This is a genomic window from Arthrobacter sp. ES3-54 (assembly GCF_029504395.1).
In the GTDB taxonomy this organism is placed as follows: Bacteria; Actinomycetota; Actinomycetes; order Actinomycetales; family Micrococcaceae; genus Arthrobacter.
Genome location: NZ_JAQFIF010000006.1, coordinates 227,925 through 246,445 on the forward strand (window position 1 = coordinate 227,925; position 18,521 = coordinate 246,445).

Consider the following 18,521-nt stretch of genomic DNA (forward strand, 5'->3'; position numbering starts at 1 on the left):
GGTCAGTCTTCCCACTGGAGGTCGTCAACGGCGTCGAGGATGCGGTCCACGCCGGGCAGGTAGTAGTGCTCGAGCTTGGGCGCCGGGTAGGGCACGTCAAAGCCGGTGACGCGGCGGATCGGCGCCGCCAGATGGTGGAAGCAGCGTTCCTGGACCCGGGCGACGATTTCCGAGGCCACGGACGCGAAGCCGTGGGCCTCGGCGATCACTACGGCGCGGCCGGTCTTGCGGACCGAGGCGCAGACGGTCTCGTCGTCGAACGGCACGATCGAGCGGACGTCGATCACTTCCAGCGAGCGGCCTTCCTCGGCGGCGGCGGCCGCGGCGGCGAGCGCCGTGGGGACGGACGGCCCGTAGGCGATCAGCGTGGCGTCGGTGCCGGGGCGGGCGACGGCGGCCCGGCCCTCGGAGGAGGTGCCGCGCTCGGTGTTCGCGGCGTGCTCGGCGCGCAGCGCGTCCAGGTCCACCTGGTCCTTGGACCAGTACAGCTTCTTGGGCTCCATGAACATGACGGGGTCGTCGGAGTCGATGGCTTCGCGGAGCATCCGGTAGCCGTCGGCCACGGTGGCGGGGGTGAAGACCTTCAGGCCGGCGGTGTGCGCGTAGTAGGCCTCGGAGGAGTCGCAGTGGTGCTCCACTCCCCCGATGCCGCCGGCGTACGGAACCCGGATGACCATGGGCAGCTTCACGGCGCCCTTGGTGCGGTTGTGCATCTTGGCGACGTGGCTGACGATCTGTTCGAAGGCCGGGTAGGCGAACGCGTCGAACTGCATCTCGATGACCGGGCGCATGCCGTTCATGGCCATGCCCACGGCCATGCCGACGATTCCGGATTCGGCCAGCGGGGTGTCGAAGCAGCGGCTCGTGCCGAAGGTCTTGGTGAGCCCGTCCGTGATGCGGAAGACGCCGCCGAGCATGCCGACATCCTCGCCGAAGACCAGGACCGAGGGGTCCGCGTGCATGGCGTCAGCCATGGCGGTGTTGAGCGCCTTGGCCAGCGTGATGGTCTGCGGGCCGGTCAGTTCTGCGGTGGCTGCAGCCTTCGCGGCCGCGCGGGCAGTCGCGGCGCTGACGTTGCCGTTCGCCTCGGAGGACGTGGTGATGGTGGGGCTCATTTGCCGGCCTCCGTAGCGGTGGATGCGGCGTCGCGGGCCAGTTCGTCGGCGAGCATGGCTGACTGTTCCTTCAGCTGTGGGGTAGGGGTGGAGAAGACGTACTTGAAGAGGTCCTGCGGTTCCACCGGGACCTCTTCGCTGAGGCCTTCGCGCAGCTGCGTGGCAACTGCTTCGGCCTTGTCTGCGATCCTGGCGGCGCGGTCATCGTCCAGCAGGCCGCGGTCCGTCAGGTAGGTCTGCATCCGGCTCAGCGGATCCTTGGCCACCCATTCGGCGACTTCGCTGTCCTGCCGGTAGCGGGTGGCGTCGTCGGCGTTGGTGTGCGCCTGCATCCGGTAGGTGTGCGCCTCCACGAGCAGCGGGCCGGAACCTTCCCGGGCGAGCTTGACGGCCCGGCCCAGGACGGCGAGCAGGGCCACGACGTCGTTGCCGTCCACGCGTTCGCCGGCCATGCCGTAGCCCACGGCCTTGTGGGCCAGCGAGGGCGCAACCGACTGGTGCGCGAGCGGCACGGAGATCGCGTACTGGTTGTTCTGGACGAAGAAGACCACGGGCAGGTGGAAGACGGCGGCGAAGTTCAGGGCCTCGTGGAAGTCGCCTTCGCTGGTGGCGCCGTCGCCGCACATGGCCAAGACCACGGTGTCCTCGCCGCGCAGCTTGGCGGCGTGGGCAACGCCGACGCCGTGCAGCAGCTGGGTGGTCAGCGGGGTGCACTGGATGCCGACCTTGTTCTTGGCGGGATCGTAGCCGCCGTGCCAGTCGCCGCGGAAGAGCGTCATGGTCTGCACAGGGTCCACGCCGCGGGCCATGACGGCCACGGAGTCACGGTAGGTGGGGAACAGCCAGTCACCCTCGGCAAGGCACAGTGCGGCGGCAACCTGGCACGCCTCCTGGCCGTGGCTGGAGGGGTAGACGGCCATGCGGCCCTGCCGGACCAGCGCGGAGTTCTGGTCATTGACGCGGCGGCCGACGACGAGCTGCTCGTAGGCGGCCAGCAGTTCGGCCTCGCTGGGCAGGCTGTATTCGTGCCCGGGCTGGGTGCCCTGTTCCGTGTGCGGATTCAGGGTGCCGTCGGGGCCGACCATCTGGATCTGGTGGCGGGCCGGGAGCATGTAGTCCTCAACCGTGATGCCGAACTTGCTCACGGCATCACTGGCTGGATCTTGCTGTGCGACCTGCTGCGCGGGTCGCTGCGCAGCATGGTCTGCGGAGATCGTCATTGGTCAATCCTTCTGTAGCCACTAATCTTTCCCAGTATGCCGCCAGCCGCTGTTTCGTATCCACCTCCGCGGCAAACCGTGGAGAAGTCCACAAATTTGCCCTACTCTGGAAGACGAATCGTAAGTGTGAGCTGGATTACCGGCGGGGGTTGTAGACGAATGGCAGGGCTTGAGGCGGAGCAGGTGGCGGTGCCGCTGGACGATGTGGACCGGAACATCATTGCGGAGCTGACCCGGGACGGCCGGATGTCCGTGACCCAGGTGGCCGAGAACGTCCACATTTCCCGCGCCCACGCGTACACCCGGATTGCCCGGCTCACCGGTGAAGGCGTCCTGACCAAGTTCACCGCCCTGGTGGATCCCATCAAGGCCGGCTTGAAGTCGTCGGCCTACGTCACGCTGAAGGTGCGCCAGCATTCCTGGCGCGAGCTGCGCGAACTCCTGCGCGCCATCCCGGAGGTCCATCACATCGCGCTGGTGGGCGGGGACTTCGATGTCATCCTGCTGGTGCGCGCTGTGGACAACATTGACCTTCGCCGGGTGATCTTCGACCAGCTGCAGTCCATGCCCGGCGTCCTGGACACCCAGACCTTCCTGGTGTTCGAAGACGTGGACACGCGCTAGCTCACGAACGCCTTCATCCAGGCCCGGAGCTCCTCGCCGAACTCCACCCGCTCGGCCGCGATCGAGATGACCGCCTTGAGGTAGCTGAGTTTGTCTCCGGTGTCGTACCGGCGGCCCCGGAAGACCACGCCGTAGACGCCGGCGCCCTCGCCGTCGGACACGGCAAGGGTCTGCAGCGCATCGGTGAGCTGGATTTCGCCGCCGCGGCCGGGCGGAGTGTCCTCCAGGACATCGAAAATCTCCGGATGCAGGACGTACCGGCCGATCACGGCCAGGTTCGACGGGGCATCGGCGATGGCGGGTTTCTCCACGAGCCGGTTGATCCGCACATGGTCCTGGCCCGGCACCACCGAAATGTCGGCGCAGCCGTAGGCACTGATTTCCACGGGATCCACCTCGATCAGGGCCACGACGGAGCCGCCGGTCCGGGCCTGGACGTCCATCATGGTGGTCAGCAGCTCGTCCCGCTCGTCGATCAGGTCATCGCCCAGCAGGACGGCGAAGGGTTCATAGCCCACGTGTTGGCGGGCGCAGAGGACCGCATGGCCGAGCCCTTTGGGGTCGCCCTGGCGCACATAGTGCAGCGGGCCCAGGCGGGAAGCGTGGCGGACGGCCTCCAGCCTGTCGAAATCACCCTTGAGTTCAAGGGCGTGCTCCAGCGAAGGCTCGCGATCGAAGTGGTCCTCCAGCGCACGCTTCTGGCGCCCGGTAACCATCAGCAGATCCGTCAGCCCGGCCCGGACGGCTTCTTCTACGACGTATTGGATGGCCGGCTGGTCGACCACCGGCAGCATTTCCTTGGGCATTGCCTTTGTGGCCGGCAGGAAGCGCGTTCCCAGCCCCGCCGCGGGTATGACAGCTTTAGTTACAGATCTCCCCAGACTCATAACCGAACTTTACAAGCGGGTTACGGAAATGAGAATGCTTCGGGGCAAAGACGAGTACCCGGGCAACGCGTTTCCGCGTACCCCGCCGGGCCGCCTGTCAGCCCTTGAAAACCGGGCTGCGCTTCTCCTGGAAGGCGCGGAAACCCTCGGCGTAGTCCTCGCTCTTGCACAGCCGTGCCTGCTCTGCGTTTTCCTCTTCCATGGCCTCCCACAGCCCCAGCCGCTGGTCCCGGATGTGCGCCACGAGCTCCTTGCTGGCCCTGAACGCACCGGTGGCGCCGGTGGCAACGCCGGCCACGATGGCCCGGGTGTTCTCCAGCAGTTCCGCCGCGGGCATGGCTCGGCTGAACAGGCCCTGCGCCACGGCGTCGGCGCCGCTCATGAGCTCCGCAGTGTAGATCAGGTCCAGGGTCCGGTGCATGCCAAGGCGCTCGGTGAAATACCAGTGCCCGCCGGAATCGAGGGTGGCGCCGAGCTTGGCGAACGGTGAGCCGAACTTGGCATTCTCCGCCACGTAGACCACATCCGTGGCCAGCAGCAGGCCCAGCCCCACACCGAGGCAAGCGCCCTGCGCCGCGGCGAACGTGGGCGCGGGGAAAGCGCTCATTTTCTTGAGCAGCGGCTGGACGAGCCCGCCCAGGTACGCCTGCGCGTCGTCGCTCTCCGGGGTCACGCCGGCAATGTCCCGGCCGGCGCAGAAGGCGCGACCCTCGCCGCGGAGCAGCAGTGCGCGGACCTCGCCGCGCGCGGCGGCGTCAGCGGCGTCGTCGTACGCCCGGGACAAATCCGCGAGTGCCTGCTCGTCGAGGGAGTTCAGCTTGTGCGGGGCATCGAGTACGACCTCGGCAACGCCGTCGGCGATGGACAGGGAAATCATGGGGCTCCTTGGATTCGAAAAGGCGGGCGCCGAAAAAACCTAGACGTCGAAGTCGACCGTGACTTCCGGTGTGGTGGGGTGGGACTGGCAGGTCAGAACGTAGCCCTTGTCGAGCTCGTCCTGCTCCAGGGCGTAGTTCTCGTCCATGCTGACATTGCCGCTGACCAGCTTGGCCCGGCAGGTGCCGCAGACGCCGCCGGCGCAGGCGAACGGCACGTCGGGGCGGACGCGGAGGGCTGCGTTGAGGATGGATTCGCGGGCGTGGGTGGGGCTCGCCACTTCGCCCTGCAGGCCGTCCAGCTTGAACGTGATCTTGTAGGTCTCTTTGGATTCGTCCGCGACCACAGGCCGGCCAATGTTGCCCTCCGGGCGGTCCGGCTTGCCGGAGGTGAACAGTTCAAAGCGGACGTGCTCCGGGGCGACGCCGCGCGCGGCGAGGGTGTCCCGGCACAGCTGGACGAGTTCGAACGGGCCGCAGAGGAACCATTCGTCGACGTCGTCAGCGTGGATGGCGGTGCCCAGCAGCGCCTGCAGCTTTTCGGCGTCAATCCTGCCGCTGAGAAGCGGCGCGATCCGCTGTTCACGCGAGAGCACGTGGTGCAGCGCCAGCCGGGCCGGGTATTTGTCCTTCAGGTCCGCGAGTTCTTCGAGGAACATCACGTCCATGGCGGCCTTGTTGGCGTAGATGAGGTCGAAGCGGGTCTCCGGGTGGGCCGCCAGCAGGGTGCGGGCGATGGCGATCACGGGGGTGATGCCGGAGCCTGCGGCGATCGCCACGAACGAGCCGGGCTCCCCCGCCAGTTCGGTGGCCATCTCCTGCGGATGGTTCATGGAGTTCATGACGTTCTGCTCCACGGACTTGCCGTCGCGGCCGTGCTTGGAGACAAAGGCACCCATGGGGCTCATGACGTCCAGCACGTCCCCGGCCCTGAGTTCGGCGTTGGCCCACGTGGAGAACAGGCCCCCGAGGTCCTTCTTGATGGCCACCCGGATTTCGCTGCTGCCGTCCGCGAAACTGCGCGGTTCGGCGCAGATCGAGTAGCTGCGGCGGATCTCGTGCGGCTGCCCGTCGGCGTCGGGCAGGGTGGTGCGCAGCGCGACGTACTGGCCCGGCAGGTAGTCGAACTGTCCGGCGAGCTCGGCCGGGACCCCGAACGTCACCTCGATGGCGTCGTCGGTGAGCCGGCGGACCTCGTCCACCGTCAGGGAGTGGAAGGACGCACGACGGCGGCCGGTGGCTGCGGCCGACTCCGCGGCGGTCTGGCGGACAACCTTCATGGAGGCACCTGTTCCTTACAAAACTTTGAAGTAGTCGAACGGTTCCTTGCAGTCCTGGCACACGTAGAGGGCCTTGCAGGAGGTGGAACCGAAACGGGTGAGTTCTTTGGTGTTCAGCGATGAGCACTGGGGACATTTGACGGCGAGCGCGAGCCGGACCGGGCCGGTGTGCCGGACTGCCGAGTGGCCCGACGGCGGGGCGATCCCGTACTGCTCCAGCTTGGCCCTGCCGTCCTCGCTCATCCAGTCGGTGGTCCAGGCCGGAGAGAGGACTAGTTCGACCCTCACGCTCGGGTACCCCGCGCGGTTGAAAGCCGCGGTGAGGTCATCCCGGATGGCGTCCATGGCGGGGCACCCCGAGTACGTCGGGGTGATGGTGACCTGGACGGCGGGAACCATCCCGCCGTCGTCGTAGAGCTGGACATCGCGCAGGATGCCGAGGTCCGCAATGCTGAGGACCGGGATTTCGGGGTCGCACACTGTGGCAGCCACCGCCCAGGCTTTCTCCTGGGCGGTGTTGCCCTTGGCGGCGTTGCGGCGCTCGGCGGTTTCCGGATCGGAGACAAACATTTCCATGGTGCCTACCAGCTGGCTCCGGGGTACTCGCGGGCGAGCACCTGCATCTCGGCGAGGATGTAGCCGAGGTGTTCGGAGTGCAGGCCGCGGCGGCCCCCGCCCGGTGTCGGCTGCACGTTCGGGACCTCGAGTTCGGCTTCGGCCAGGACCTCGCCGGTGAGCCGGTCGAAGTCCTCGCGCAGGCTCGAGGGCTGGGGCGCGGCGCCGGCTTCGCTGAGGCGTCCGGTAAGTTCGTCGTCGCGGAACAGCTCATCAACGTAGGGCCAGATGACTTTGAACGCGTGGATCATGCGCCGGCGTGATTCGTCGGTGCCGAGGGCCAGGCGCAGGACCCACTGGGCGCTGTGGTCCCGGTGGTAGTCCACTTCCTTGACCGCCTTGGCGGCGATGCCGGCCAGGGTGGAGTCGGTGGAGGACGTCAGCCGGCGGTAGAGCTCGAACTGGTAGTAGCTGACCACGAACTGCCGGGCAATGGTGACGGCGAAGTCCCCGTTCGGCTGTTCGAAGAGCGCCGCCGAGCGGAACTCGTGCTCGCGGCGGAGGTAGGCGAGATCGTCTTCGCTGCGCCCGTCCAGTCCGCCGGCGTAGCTGAGGAGGGACCGGGCATGGCCGAGTTCGTCCAGGGCGATGTTGCCGAGGGCGACGTCCTCTTCGAGCTCCGGCGCGCGGGAGATCCAGTGGCCCAGGCGCTGGGCCAGGATCAGGGCGTCGTCGCCCAGGCGCAGGGCGAACTCGGCGACGTCTTCGCTCGGCTTCGCGGCGCCGCGACTGACGGCCAGCGCGATGTCTTCCGGGCGGAGGGCGTTGCCGGGGGTGATGCGGGTGGCGCTGGCTCCGCTGTCCCCGGCGGCGCCGGATACGCCGACGGAGATGTCGCCGTGGCCGCCGTCGTGCATGTCTGTTTCAGGAGTAGTGCTCACAGGTGCTTCACGCCCTCACTCTTGGTGTAGTACGTGGCGTGGCGGTAGTCCTTGCCCTGGGGGGATTCAAAGAAGGAACCTTTGGAATCGGGGTCGCTGGAGGCGATGGCCTCGGCCGGGACCACCCAGATGGACACCCCTTCGTTGCGGCGGGTGTAGAGGTCCCGGGCGTTGCGCAGGGCCATGGCCGCGTCGGGTGCGTGCAGGGATCCTGCGTGGACGTGGGACAGGCCGCGGCTGGAGCGGACAAATACTTCCCAGATGGGCCAGACGTTGCCTGTTACGCCGGTCGGGCGGATCTCGGCGGCTGCGGCCGCGTTCGTCCGGTCTGCTGACTGATCTTCCGCCTTGTCAATGGAGCGGGAGCCGCTGTCTGCAGTACTTGCCGGGAACTCCGGGTTGCCGTGGGGGGTCATGCTGCAAATTCCTTCTCTGCTTGCTTCTTGGCCTGCTTTTCCGCGTATGCGGCTGCGGCTTCGCGCACCCACGCGCCGTTCTGGTGTGCCTCGCGGCGCCGTTCCAGGCGCTGGGCGTTGCAGGGGCCGCGGCCGGCCAGGACTTCATGGAATTCGGCCCAGTCCAGCGGCCCGTGCTCCCACTTCTTGGTTTCCTCGTTGAACCGGATGTCCTTGTCAGGCAGCGTCAGGCCGAGGACCTTGACCTGCTCCATCATCATGCCGACAAACCGGTTGCGGAGTTCGTCATTGCTGAATCGCTTGATGTTCCAGGCCATGGACTGCTTGGAGTTGGGCGAGTCGTCATCCGGGGGCCCAAACATCATCAGGGCCGGGGCATACCAGCGGTTCACCGCGTCCTGCGCCATCTGCTTCTGTTCGGGGGTGCCGTGGGAGAGTTCCAGCAGAATCTCAAAGCCCTGGCGCTGGTGGAAGGACTCTTCCTTGCACACCCGGACCATGGCCCGGCCGTAGGGGCCGAAGGATGCGCGGCAGAGCGGCACCTGGTTGGCGATCGCGGCGCCGTCGACCATCCAGCCGATGGCACCCATGTCGGCCCAGGTGCGGGCCGGGTAGTTGAAGATGGAGGAGTACTTGGCCTTGCCGTCCATCAGGTCCTGCATCATCTGATCACGCGGCTGGCCGAGGGTTTCGGCGGCGGAGTAGAGATAGAGTCCGTGGCCGGCCTCGTCCTGGACCTTGGCCATGAGGATGGCCTTGCGCTTCAGGCTCGGGGCGCGCGAGATCCAGTTGGCCTCGGGCTGCATGCCAATGATCTCCGAGTGGGCATGTTGGGAGATCTGGCGCAGGAGCGTTTTGCGGTAGGCCGGGGGCATCCAGTCACGCGGCTCGATCCGGGAATCCTCCGCCATGACCTTGTCGAAGTATGCCTGGCCCTCGGCGTCGCGCCGGGCCGCGTCCTCGGGGCTCGGTTCATGCCGTACCGGCGATGGCTCGGCGGGCACTGACTGCAGGGTCTGCGATGCCATGGTTGCTCCTAATGAATTTCCGATAAATAATTACCGACCGTTCGTTCAGGATATGCGGAAGGCGCGAGATGCGTCAAGGACAAAGGTTTGCGGGTCAACCGCCGCGCCAGGACGTCTATACCTAGAGCTACTATGTTTGATACCTTTCAGTCCTACGTATCAGTCCTAGGTATTAGGAGGCGCAGTGCGCATTGATAAGGACCTGGTCGCCGCTTCAGCCACTCCTCTTGTGCTGGGCATCTTGGCGGACGGCGACCTGTACGGCTACGCAATCCTCAAGCGAGTGAGTGAGCTCTCGGGCGGCGGTATGCAGTGGACCGACGGAATGCTCTATCCGCTGCTGCACCGACTCGAGCGGCTCGGTTACGTGTCCTCGCTGTGGGGTACGTCCGACGCCGGGCGCCGGCGCAAGCACTACACCATCACGCCGGCGGGCCGGGACGCCCTCGCCGACCGCCAGGAGCAGTGGACCGTCGTCGCAGACGCGCTGCGCCAGGTGTGGCAGACAACTCAAGGGCCGGCTGCCGCGACTGAGGGGTGGGCGTGATGACGCCACACGCTGAGCTGGAGGCCCAGATCGAGCGGTGGCGCGGATACGTTCAGCGGAACCGTGCGATCTCCCCCTCCGACGTCGACGAGCTGGAGGACCACCTGCGCGAGCAAATCGCCGATCGGCAGGCGACCGGCCTCGACGACGAGGAGGCCTTTCTCGTCGCCATCAAGCGCCTGGGCAACCTGGACGCCGTCTCACGCGAATTTGCCCGTGAGCACTCCGACCGGCTGTGGAAGCAGCTCGTCCTGGTACCGGCCGGCTCCGACGACGCCAACGCGTCCCCGTGGCGCGAGCTGGCCGTCGTCCTCGCACTCGCCGTCGGGGCGGGCGTGGCGGTCAAGGCCGGCTCTGCCTGGTTCGACGACGGCGCAGCCCTGATGCGCAACCTGGGCCTGCTCGTATTCCCCTTCCTGGCCGCGTACTTCGCGTGGAAGCGGCGAATAACCGGTGCGGTGGCGGCGACACTGATCGTCCCGTTTGCGGCCCTCGCGGTCGCCCTCAACCTCTACCCGTTCGCCCCAGCCGGGTCCACCGGGATGCTCGCCGCCCTGCACGCCCCGGTCATCCTGTGGCTGCTGACCGGCCTGGCCTACGTCGGCGGGAGGTGGCGGTCCGACAAGCGCCGCATGGACTTCGTCCGGTTCACCGGCGAGCTTGCGGTCTACTACACGTTGCTGGCGCTGGGCGGCGCGGTCCTGATCGCCCTCACACTCGCAACCCTCCGGGGAATTGGTGTCGATTTCCAGCCGGTCCTGGAAGACTGGGTCCTGCCCTTCGCTGTGCCCGGGGCTCTCGTGGTCGCGGCCTGGCTCGTCGAGGCCAAGCAACAGGTTGTGGAAAATATCGCCCCCGTCCTCACCCGCGTTTTCACACCGCTGACCGTTGCCATGCTGCTGGTCCTTTTGGCCGTGCTGGCCACCGCGGGCGGTTTCGTCGACATCGACCGAAACCTGCTCATCCTCCTGGACGCAATCCTGGTGCTCGTCCTCTGCCTGCTGCTCTATTCGATTTCCGCCCGCGACCCGCTCGCCCCTCCCGGACTGTTCGATGCATTGCAGTTGGCCCTCGTCATCGCGGCCCTTGCGGTCGATGCCGTGATGCTGACTGCGATGCTGGCCCGTATCGCCGAGTTCGGCTACAGCCCCAACAAGATCGCCGCGCTCGGCCTGAACCTGCTGCTGCTGGTGCACTTGTTGCGCGCGGCCTGGCTCGCCGTCGGATTCCTGCGCGGGCGCCTCCCGTTTGCTGCCGTGGAGCGCTGGCAAACCCGCTACCTGCCGATCTACGGCGCCTGGGCAACAGTTGTGGTGGTGGTCTTCCCGCCCGTCTTCGGCTTCATCTAGTGCTGCCTCTGCCCCGGGCCGGGAACGCAGTCGCTGCCGTCAGCGCCGGTCCCCCGAAGTCAATAATGTCGACGTCGAGCGGGATCTCAGAGCTGCGCGGACTCGGGCTCGGGAGAAGGCCCTCGTTCCACGTGCCCTCCAGCGTCGTGGCAGTCGCCCACCGCTGCGCGTCCATCTGGCCTTGCAGCCTGAAGCGGTCGAAGACGAACGGCAGTCCGGCCGAACCGAGCACCGACCTCCCTTCCGTGATCTGGAAGTGCAGGTGCGGCGCGGAGGTGTTTCCGGTGTTGCCGATCTTGCCCAGCGTCTGGCCGGGCAGGACACTGTCGCCCACTTCGACGGTGACCGAGCCCTTCTGCATGTGGGCGTACGTGGCGTAGCGGCCGTCGCTGTGGCGTACCGTGACGTGGTTGCCGAGAACGTTCTCGAGCGTGATCGTGCTGGGATCGGGCAGACGGCCGGGGTTCTGGTCGTCGAGGGTATTCAGCGCGCCCACGACGGTGCCGCCGGAAACGGCAACGATGTCGGCTCCATACGCGGTGTAGCTGTGCACATTGGATGGGTCGCCGTTGACAAGCCGGCCCTCGCCGTCAAGACGGATCCAGTCGATGGCGAAGCGCTGCGCGGCGTGCAGAGATCCGTTGATCGGCAGCACCGAGGAACCGAGGGTGGTGGCCGTGATCGGTGATAATTCGTCGGCGGCCGCGGACGGGACCCCTGTCGATTTCGGGTCTGGACTATTTTTCGGGTCTGGACTATGTAACCAGTCGGATCCCGAGAAGACAACGAGTAGAACGATCACGAGTGCGACACCGATCGCCGCCGCCACGAAGGCGACGACTGGGCTCCGGCTGGACGCATTTGTGGTCCTGCGCACTGTGTTGTCGCTTTTCATACGGGCTGGCGGCCCGAGGACGTGTCGTTCGCTCCGTTCGCCAGCAACTGGTCGATTAGCTGATTTTACGCGGCGGGAACTGTGCGTTCCTAGGCCATGGGAGTGGCATTGATCGCGCCCATATCGTGCAAGGCTAGTGGCATGGATCTGGAGGTGTCACCCGCGCTCACCATTCCCGCCTCGGAACTCGGCTGGCGGTTCTCGCGTTCGTCCGGGCCGGGCGGTCAACACGTCAACACCTCAGACAGCCGCGTGGAACTCTCGTGGAGCATCGCCGACTCGGCGGCGCTCTCGGATGACCAACGGCTGATGCTGCTCAGGCGTCTCGGCCAACGCCTCATCGCCGGGGTGATCACCGTGACCGCTTCGGAGCGGCGCTCTCAGCTGCGCAACCGCGAGATCGCACTGGCCAAGCTCTCCGCCCTCGTGGCAGAGGGGCTTGCTCCCGAAGCTGCTCGCCGCCGCGCCACCAAACCCACCCGGGGCTCGAACCGTCGACGCCTCGCCGCAAAGGAACAGCGGGCAGCGACGAAACGGCAACGACAGCGGCCGTCCGCCGAGTAGTTCCGTCCAGTCAGCTCAAGGCCGCCCCCGAGCGTCACAGCCCGGGCGAGCGCGGCTGGGTTTCGTTCCTATGACGTACAGGGCTTGGAGGATCCTCGCGATCGCATGTGCCTGCGCCGCTACTTATGACTGACTGAACATGCTGATCCATGCACAGCTAGACTCGGAAACCATGCCGCTGGCCAGAGTCTCGCTAATGGAAGTTGGTTAAACCTTGCAATCGCCCCGCCCCGTTCGGATCCTGACGGTCTGCACCGGCAACATCTGCCGCTCGCCGGTGGCCGAGCGCCTGCTGCAAGCTGGCCTGGACCAGGTGCAACCCGGTTCCTTTGAGGTGCGGAGCGCCGGCACTCGGGCGATGGTGGGCGAGCCGATCCAGCCGCTCTCTGCGGACATCATCAGGACCTATGGCGGAACGCCGGACGGCTTTGCGGCCCGGCAACTCACGCCAGCGATCCTCAAGGAGTCCGATCTGGTGTTGACGATGACCGCTAGGCATCGCGGTGAGGTGATGCAGATGGATGCCTCATTGCTGAAGCGCACCTTTACTATCCGCGAGTTCGCCCGAATGCTTGAGGTCCTTGAGCAGCGCGACGTGCCCTCCCCTACCAGTGACATTTCGGCCTTTTGGCGGGAACTCCCCGGCCAGGCGGCGTCAGTAAGGCACTTGGCACTGCCCAAGGACGCCTCCGACAACGACGTTGTGGATCCCTACCGAGGCGGGCAGGAGTCCTACGACCAGATGATGGACGAACTCGCCCCGGCCATCCTCGCCGTTCTGCGGTTCGCACGCCACCGCAGCTGAGTCGGGTGCTTGTATCTAGGCCGCCGCCGCCAGCCTTCGAACCCGGGGAACGGAGGCCGCTTCCGCCGGCGCTACGATGCTGAGCTGGCATTCTGACTGAAGCGGATCAATGGCGGGCGGCAGGTGGTGGGAGGCCGAGCACTCCCGCAACTGCTCGAGGGCCGCCGGTTCCACCACGGCGTGGCTGACATCCAACACCAAATGGAGTCCTTCCCTCAGGTGGTTTGCCCGCTTGACCACCACGTACAGGGCCTGGAGGCTCCTCGCCGTCACATGTCCCTGTGCTGCTACTTCTGCCTGGCCGCAATCGAGGTCGAGCCTGACAAGAACCCGTAGTTTGTGGTTCACAACGATTCCCCTGTTCGTGCATTTACCGCTTGGCCGCGACGCTGCGACCGCTTTGGCCGCGACGCTGCGACCGCAACCCAGCCTAGGCAGGGAGTGTGACGCAGGCAACAGGGCGCTTCATATCGGGGAAACCTCGCGTTATGTGCCGGTTTGTTGGCGAAAAAGTGTTGATCGGTGGGCCCGGTGTATTGTAAAGGAGGCCCCACGGCGGCCATCCGGCACCTGGCCCTGGTCCAGGACGCAACGGAGAGCGACGTCGTGGCCTCTTACCGCCACGGCGAGGAACTGCATCCACCGGATGCAGGACGCGCCAGCGCGGCCAGCCAGTGCACTCTGCGTTTCGCGCCCCTCAATACTCCGGCGCGGCCCGCCTGAGTACTGACAGCCAGAATCCGGGCACCAGGCCCGGCCGACTTAGAGGAACTCATGACACACCCCTTCGACAGCCCAGACGACGTCCGCGGGGCGGAAACCCGCGAGCGGCGGCCCGTGAAGAAACGCCGAGGCCGCAAGGTGCTGATCGCCGTCGCCGTCGTGGTGGCGCTCGTCGCGGTGGTGGCTGGCGGCTACCTCTTCAACCTTGCACGGACCTTCGACTCCGGCACGAGCAAGATTGACCAGGCCTTCCCGGAGGAGTCCACACGCCCGCAGAAGACAAATACCGCGATGAACATCCTGGTGATGGGCAGCGACAGCCGCGGCGCCACCGAGTCTGATGCCGCGGGCGGAACGCCCACGAGCCAGCGCGCGGACACACTGATGCTCATGCACATCCCGGCGGACCGCAAGAACATCTACACCATGTCCATCATGCGCGACCTCTGGGTGGACATCCCCGGTCACGGCGAGGCGAAGATCAACTCGGCGCTGGCTCTCGGCGGCACACCCCTGATGGTGCAGACCATCGAGTCGATCTTCCAGCAGCGCATCGATCACGTGGCGATGATCGACTTCGAGGGCTTCAAGGGACTCACAGACGCGCTGGGTGGGGTGAGCGTGAATATCAAGGTGCCGTTCACGTCGACCGCACTGCCGGGCCAGTCCTTCGCCCCGGGCCAGCACACCTTCAATGGAACAGAAGCCCTGGCCTTCGTGCGCGAACGCCACGCCTACGCGGACGGCGACTACCAGCGGGTCCGCAACCAGCAGGAGTTCCTGCGGGCCATCATCAAGAAGTCGATCGCCGGCCAGACACTGAGCAACCCGATCACGATCAACAACATGGTGGGCGCCGTCTCGCCGTTCGTCACGGTCGACAAGACCCTGGACTCGGGCGCCGTGGCAGGGCTGGGGCTCGAGCTCAAGGACATCCGGGCGCAGAACACCGTCATGTTCACGCTGCCAACCGGCGGCATCGGAACGTCCACGGACGGCCAGTCGATCGTGCTGACCGACCCGAACGCCATTCACGACATTTCCGCGGCGATGGCCTCGGATTCCCTGGGCGAGTACGTCGCCTTGAACAAGTTCGAGAACGGGAACTGAGTCCCGCCAAGTGATGCGCCAGGAGAGGCCCTTGGACCCTTAGTCCGCGGCGGGCAGCGGTGGTAGCGTCCGTTCATGGGGAACGATCCGGAGCCAGCAGACGCGGCTTCCGCGGCGTCCCCGCCCCCTCCCGCGTCCCCCGCGGCGGGCCGCCGTCGTCCGATTATTCTGCTCCTGGGGGCGCTGCTCGCCGTGGTCGTGGCCGTCGCGGCGTACGTCCTCACCGGGCAGCGGCCCGGGGGCCCCGCTCCGGCCGAAGGCACGGTGCCGACCGCCACCCCGGCCGCCGCTACTGCGAGGGCACCGAGCCCCGCGCCCTCCCCGCCACCTAGCCCCACGCCCGCGCCGGAACCACCCGCCGTCGCCCTCAACATCTTGCTGATCGGGAGCGACAGCCGGGTGAATGAACGGGCGGTGGCCGCCGGCGGCTCCGCCTCCGACCAGCGCGGGGACGCCCTCGTGCTGATCCACCTCCCGGCGGACCGGAAGAGCGTCTACGGCATCTCGATCATGCGCGACCTATGGGTGAAAATCCCCGGCCAAGGAACCGCGAAAGTGAACGCCGGACTTGAACTGGGCGGGCTGCCGCTGATGACGAAGACGGTGGAGGCGCTGCTGGGCCAGCACATCGACCACACCGTGATGTTGGACTTTCAGGGTTTTGCGGCCCTGACAGACGCGCTGGGCGGCGTCGACGTCAACGTCAAGCAGGCATTCACCAGCACGGCCGATGACAGGGTGTATTTTCGGGCGGGCGTGAACCGACTCAACGGGCTGCAGGCCCTGGCCTTTGTCCGCGAGCGCCATGCCTTCACCGACGGCGACTACCAGCGGGTCCGGAACCAGCAAACTTTCCTGAAAGCCGTCATGGCCAAGATGGCATCCGAACGCAGGCTGGCGGACCGTGACACCGTCCGCAAACTCATCAAAACCGTGCTGCCGCACGTGACCTTGGACGCAAGCTTCACCCTCAAGTCGCTGGAGAACCTCGCCTTCACCCTCCGCAACACAGCGCCGGGACGTGGCGTGTTCTTCACGCTGCCGACCGCCGGCACCGGAACCAGCCCGGACGGCCAGTCGATTGTCCTGCAGGACCCGTCCGCGACGGCCGGCCTCTCCGCCGCGCTGGGCTCGGGAAAGCTTGCCGGGTACGTGGCGGCCCGCAATCTGCAGAACGGCAATTGAGGCGCCGCTCTTCGGTACATTGGGTCCATGACCCAGACTCCCGCCCAGCCGTCCCATCAGCCCCCCGTCGCCCGAAAAGTTCCCTCGGTGCGCACCCACCACGGCGACGCGTTCGAGGACAATTACGAGTGGCTGCGGGACAAGGAATCCGCCGAGGTGGTGGACCTGCTCAAGGCGGAAAACACTTACCAGGAGACGGTGACCGCCCACCAGGAGCCGCTGCGCGAGGCCATCTTCCAGGAGATCAAGGGCCGCACCCAGGAAACGGACCTCTCCGTCCCGAACCGCAAAGACGGCTGGTGGTACTACACCCGCTCGGTCGAGGGCAAGGAGTACGGCATCCACTGCCGCGTGCGCGGCCAGGAAACCGGAGACCGCGTCGCGGACTGGACTCCCCCGGCCGTGGAGGCCGGTGTCGCCATCCCCGGCGAGGAGGTCCTCCTCGATGGCAACCTCGAGGCCGAGGGCAAACCGTTCTTCGCCGTGGGCGGGGCGGCCACCACGATCGACGGCACGCTCTACGCCTACGCCGTGGACAACGCCGGCGACGAGCGCTTCACGCTGCGCATCAAGGACCTGCGCACCGGCGTGCTGCTGCCGGACGTGATCGAGAACGTCTTCTACGGCATCTCCTTCTCCCCCGACGGCACGCGGATCTTCTATACCGTGGTGGACGAATCCTGGCGGCCGTACCAGGTGAAGTCCCACGAACTCGGCACACCCGTCAGCGAGGACGCGGTGATCTATCAGGAGGACGACGTCGCCATGTGGCTCGGATTCGAGCTCTCGGCCGACCGGCGCCACCTTGTGCTCAGCATCGGCTGCTCCGAGTTCAGCGAAACCCGCCTGCTGCGCTTTGACGACTTCGACGCCGGACTGCGCACCGTGATCTCCCGCGACGAGCGCATCCTGTACGAGGCCGAGCCGTTCCTGCTGGCGGACGCATCTGGCCGGAGCCAGGAGCGGATCCTGCTCACCCACAACAAGGACGCCATCAATTCCATGGTCTCGCTCGTGGACCCGGCCGAGCTCGCCAAGCCGCTCGCCGAACAGCACTGGGACACCGTCGTCGCCCATTCCGACCAGGTCCGCGTCAACGGCGCCGGGGTCACCTCCACCCACGCGGTGGTCTCCATCCGCAAGGACACCATCGAACGGGTCCAGGTCCTGCCCCTGGCCGGCCTGGGCACCGCGGAGCAGGGCGCCGCGGTGGAACCTGCGTTCGACGAGGAGCTGTACACCGCCGGCATTGCGGGCTCGGACTACGAGGCCCCCGTCATCCGGATGGGCTATACCTCCTACTTCACGCCGTCCCGGGTCTACGACTTCGTGCTGCCCACCCCGGAGCAACCGGGCGGTGAACTCCTGCTGCGCAAGGAGAGCCCGGTGCTGGGCGGCTACTCGCCGTCGGACTACGTCGCCACCCGGGAATGGGCCACCGCCGGGGACGGGACGAAGGTTCCCCTCTCGGTGCTCCGCCACGCCTCCGTGCGGCAGGATTCGACGGCGGCCGGTCTGGTGTACGGCTACGGCTCGTACGAACTGAGCATGGATCCGGGCTTCGGGATTCCCCGGCTGTCCCTGCTGGACCGGGGCATCGTGTTCGTGATTGCCCACATCCGTGGCGGCGGCGAGTTGGGCCGGCACTGGTACGACGACGGCAAGAAGCTGCACAAGAAGAACACGTTCACGGACTTCATCGCGGCCACGGACTGGCTCGCCGGATCCGGCTGGGTGGACCCGGGCCGGATCGCCGCGATGGGCGGCTCCGCCGGTGGCCTGCTGATGGGCGCGGTCGCCAACCTGGCGCCGGAAAAGTATGCGGCGATTGTTGCCGCCGTCCCGTTCGTGGACGCGCTGACCACCATCCTGGACCCCGAGCTGCCGCTCTCGGCGCTGGAGTGGGAGGAATGGGGCAACCCGATCACGGATCCGGACGTGTACGCGTACATGAAGTCGTACACGCCGTACGAGAACGTCCGCGCCGTGGCGTACCCGAAGATCGCCGCGGTCACCAGCTTCAACGACACCCGCGTGCTCTACGTGGAGCCGGCCAAATGGGTGCAGCGGCTGCGCGAAGTCAACACTGGAAGCGAGCCGATTGTCCTGAAGATCGAGATGGAAGGCGGCCACGGCGGCGCCTCGGGCCGGTACGTGCAGTGGCGCGAACGGGCCTGGGACTACGCGTTCGTCGCCGATTCCCTTGGCGCCACTGAACTGTTCCCGGGAGCGGGAGTGAAATAGCCGAATGTCCCATCGGTTGCTCCGTAGGCGCCCCTTTGGACGTCCATAAGGGCAGTTGCGGAGCAATCGATGGGGCGTCCGATACCCAATTAATGATCATCATGCTTACTATTGACCGGTGTTAGGCACATCGATGTAGAAACTGCTCACTGGGGGCA

Annotated in this window: 19 protein-coding genes; 8 read left to right on the forward strand and 11 right to left on the reverse strand. The window is 66.6% G+C overall.

The window, feature by feature from the left end; translation table 11 throughout:
- Positions 1–2 precede the first annotated feature (2 nt).
- Positions 3–1,115, reverse strand: coding sequence for an alpha-ketoacid dehydrogenase subunit beta (locus M2428_RS13315; protein WP_277526417.1), 1,113 nt, complete (start codon positions 1,113–1,115; stop codon positions 3–5).
- Positions 1,112–2,335 (reverse strand): pyruvate dehydrogenase (acetyl-transferring) E1 component subunit alpha, encoded by a 1,224-nt coding sequence (pdhA, locus tag M2428_RS13320; RefSeq protein ID WP_277526418.1) that lies wholly within the window; start codon positions 2,333–2,335, stop codon positions 1,112–1,114. The genes M2428_RS13315 and pdhA overlap by 4 nt, the downstream gene beginning before the upstream one ends.
- Before the next feature lie 159 nt (positions 2,336–2,494).
- Here pdhA and M2428_RS13325 point away from each other — a divergent pair, with 159 nt between their 5' ends.
- The gene (locus M2428_RS13325; RefSeq protein ID WP_277526419.1) at positions 2,495–2,959 is read left to right on the forward strand and encodes an Lrp/AsnC family transcriptional regulator; all 465 of its coding nucleotides are present in this window, start codon (positions 2,495–2,497) and stop codon (positions 2,957–2,959) included.
- Here the strand turns inward: M2428_RS13325 and galU are convergent.
- The 7 genes from galU to paaA all read right to left on the reverse strand — a co-directional run bounded on the left by galU (position 2,956) and on the right by paaA (position 8,941).
- Positions 2,956–3,846 (reverse strand): UTP--glucose-1-phosphate uridylyltransferase GalU, encoded by an 891-nt coding sequence (gene galU, locus M2428_RS13330; protein ID WP_277526420.1) that lies wholly within the window; start codon positions 3,844–3,846, stop codon positions 2,956–2,958. The two genes, M2428_RS13325 and galU, sit on opposite strands and share 4 nt — an antisense overlap.
- 97 nt (positions 3,847–3,943) lie before the next feature.
- Positions 3,944–4,723, reverse strand: a complete 780-nt coding sequence (locus tag M2428_RS13335) for an enoyl-CoA hydratase/isomerase family protein (protein WP_277526421.1) — start codon at positions 4,721–4,723, stop codon at positions 3,944–3,946.
- A gap of 39 nt (positions 4,724–4,762) precedes the next feature.
- Positions 4,763–6,001 (reverse strand): 1,2-phenylacetyl-CoA epoxidase subunit PaaE, encoded by a 1,239-nt coding sequence (gene paaE / locus M2428_RS13340; protein WP_277526422.1) that lies wholly within the window; start codon positions 5,999–6,001, stop codon positions 4,763–4,765.
- Between the two features lie 15 nt (positions 6,002–6,016).
- The gene (paaD, locus tag M2428_RS13345; RefSeq protein ID WP_277526476.1) at positions 6,017–6,571 is read right to left on the reverse strand and encodes a 1,2-phenylacetyl-CoA epoxidase subunit PaaD; all 555 of its coding nucleotides are present in this window, start codon (positions 6,569–6,571) and stop codon (positions 6,017–6,019) included.
- An 11-nt stretch (positions 6,572–6,582) separates the two neighbouring features.
- Positions 6,583–7,473 carry a 1,2-phenylacetyl-CoA epoxidase subunit PaaC gene (gene paaC, locus M2428_RS13350; protein WP_277526477.1) on the reverse strand — a complete coding sequence of 297 codons (891 nt, stop codon included), beginning with the start codon at positions 7,471–7,473 and terminating at the stop codon, positions 6,583–6,585.
- Between the two features lie 20 nt (positions 7,474–7,493).
- Complete coding sequence (gene paaB, locus M2428_RS13355) at positions 7,494–7,913, reverse strand: 1,2-phenylacetyl-CoA epoxidase subunit PaaB (RefSeq protein WP_277526423.1); 420 nt, start codon at positions 7,911–7,913, stop codon at positions 7,494–7,496.
- Positions 7,910–8,941, reverse strand: a complete 1,032-nt coding sequence (gene paaA / locus M2428_RS13360) for a 1,2-phenylacetyl-CoA epoxidase subunit PaaA (protein ID WP_277526424.1) — start codon at positions 8,939–8,941, stop codon at positions 7,910–7,912. Before paaA ends, paaB begins: the two co-directional genes overlap by 4 nt.
- A 184-nt stretch (positions 8,942–9,125) precedes the next feature.
- Here paaA and M2428_RS13365 point away from each other — a divergent pair, with 184 nt between their 5' ends.
- Both M2428_RS13365 and M2428_RS13370 read left to right on the forward strand, forming a co-directional pair.
- A complete protein-coding gene (locus M2428_RS13365) occupies positions 9,126–9,488 on the forward strand; it encodes a helix-turn-helix transcriptional regulator (protein ID WP_277526425.1) in 363 nt (120 codons plus the stop codon).
- Positions 9,488–10,837: a permease prefix domain 1-containing protein gene (locus M2428_RS13370; RefSeq protein WP_277526426.1), complete on the forward strand. Its 1,350-nt coding sequence runs from the start codon at positions 9,488–9,490 to the stop codon at positions 10,835–10,837. The genes M2428_RS13365 and M2428_RS13370 overlap by 1 nt, the downstream gene beginning before the upstream one ends.
- Here M2428_RS13370 and M2428_RS13375 read toward each other — a convergent pair.
- A complete protein-coding gene (locus M2428_RS13375) occupies positions 10,830–11,732 on the reverse strand; it encodes a M23 family metallopeptidase (protein WP_277526427.1) in 903 nt (300 codons plus the stop codon). The two genes, M2428_RS13370 and M2428_RS13375, sit on opposite strands and share 8 nt — an antisense overlap.
- A 141-nt stretch (positions 11,733–11,873) precedes the next feature.
- Here M2428_RS13375 and arfB point away from each other — a divergent pair, with 141 nt between their 5' ends.
- Positions 11,874–12,296 (forward strand): alternative ribosome rescue aminoacyl-tRNA hydrolase ArfB, encoded by a 423-nt coding sequence (gene arfB, locus M2428_RS13380; RefSeq protein ID WP_277526428.1) that lies wholly within the window; start codon positions 11,874–11,876, stop codon positions 12,294–12,296.
- 214 nt (positions 12,297–12,510) lie between these two features.
- Entirely contained in the window at positions 12,511–13,101 is a 591-nt protein-coding gene (locus tag M2428_RS13385) for a low molecular weight phosphatase family protein (protein WP_277526429.1), read from the forward strand.
- A gap of 15 nt (positions 13,102–13,116) precedes the next feature.
- Here M2428_RS13385 and M2428_RS13390 read toward each other — a convergent pair whose 3' ends face one another.
- Entirely contained in the window at positions 13,117–13,449 is a 333-nt protein-coding gene (locus M2428_RS13390) for a hypothetical protein (protein ID WP_277526430.1), read from the reverse strand.
- Positions 13,450–13,875: 426 nt separating this feature from the next.
- Between M2428_RS13390 and M2428_RS13395 the strand changes: the two genes are divergently transcribed.
- From M2428_RS13395 to M2428_RS13405, 3 genes are all read left to right on the forward strand, one after another.
- On the forward strand, positions 13,876–14,934 hold the full coding sequence (locus M2428_RS13395) for an LCP family protein (protein WP_277526431.1): 1,059 nt from the start codon (positions 13,876–13,878) through the stop codon (positions 14,932–14,934).
- Between the two features lie 75 nt (positions 14,935–15,009).
- Positions 15,010–16,119 carry an LCP family protein gene (locus tag M2428_RS13400; protein ID WP_277526432.1) on the forward strand — a complete coding sequence of 370 codons (1,110 nt, stop codon included), beginning with the start codon at positions 15,010–15,012 and terminating at the stop codon, positions 16,117–16,119.
- Positions 16,120–16,146: 27 nt separating this feature from the next.
- Positions 16,147–18,363 (forward strand): S9 family peptidase, encoded by a 2,217-nt coding sequence (locus M2428_RS13405; protein ID WP_277526433.1) that lies wholly within the window; start codon positions 16,147–16,149, stop codon positions 18,361–18,363.
- Positions 18,364–18,521 lie beyond the last annotated feature (158 nt).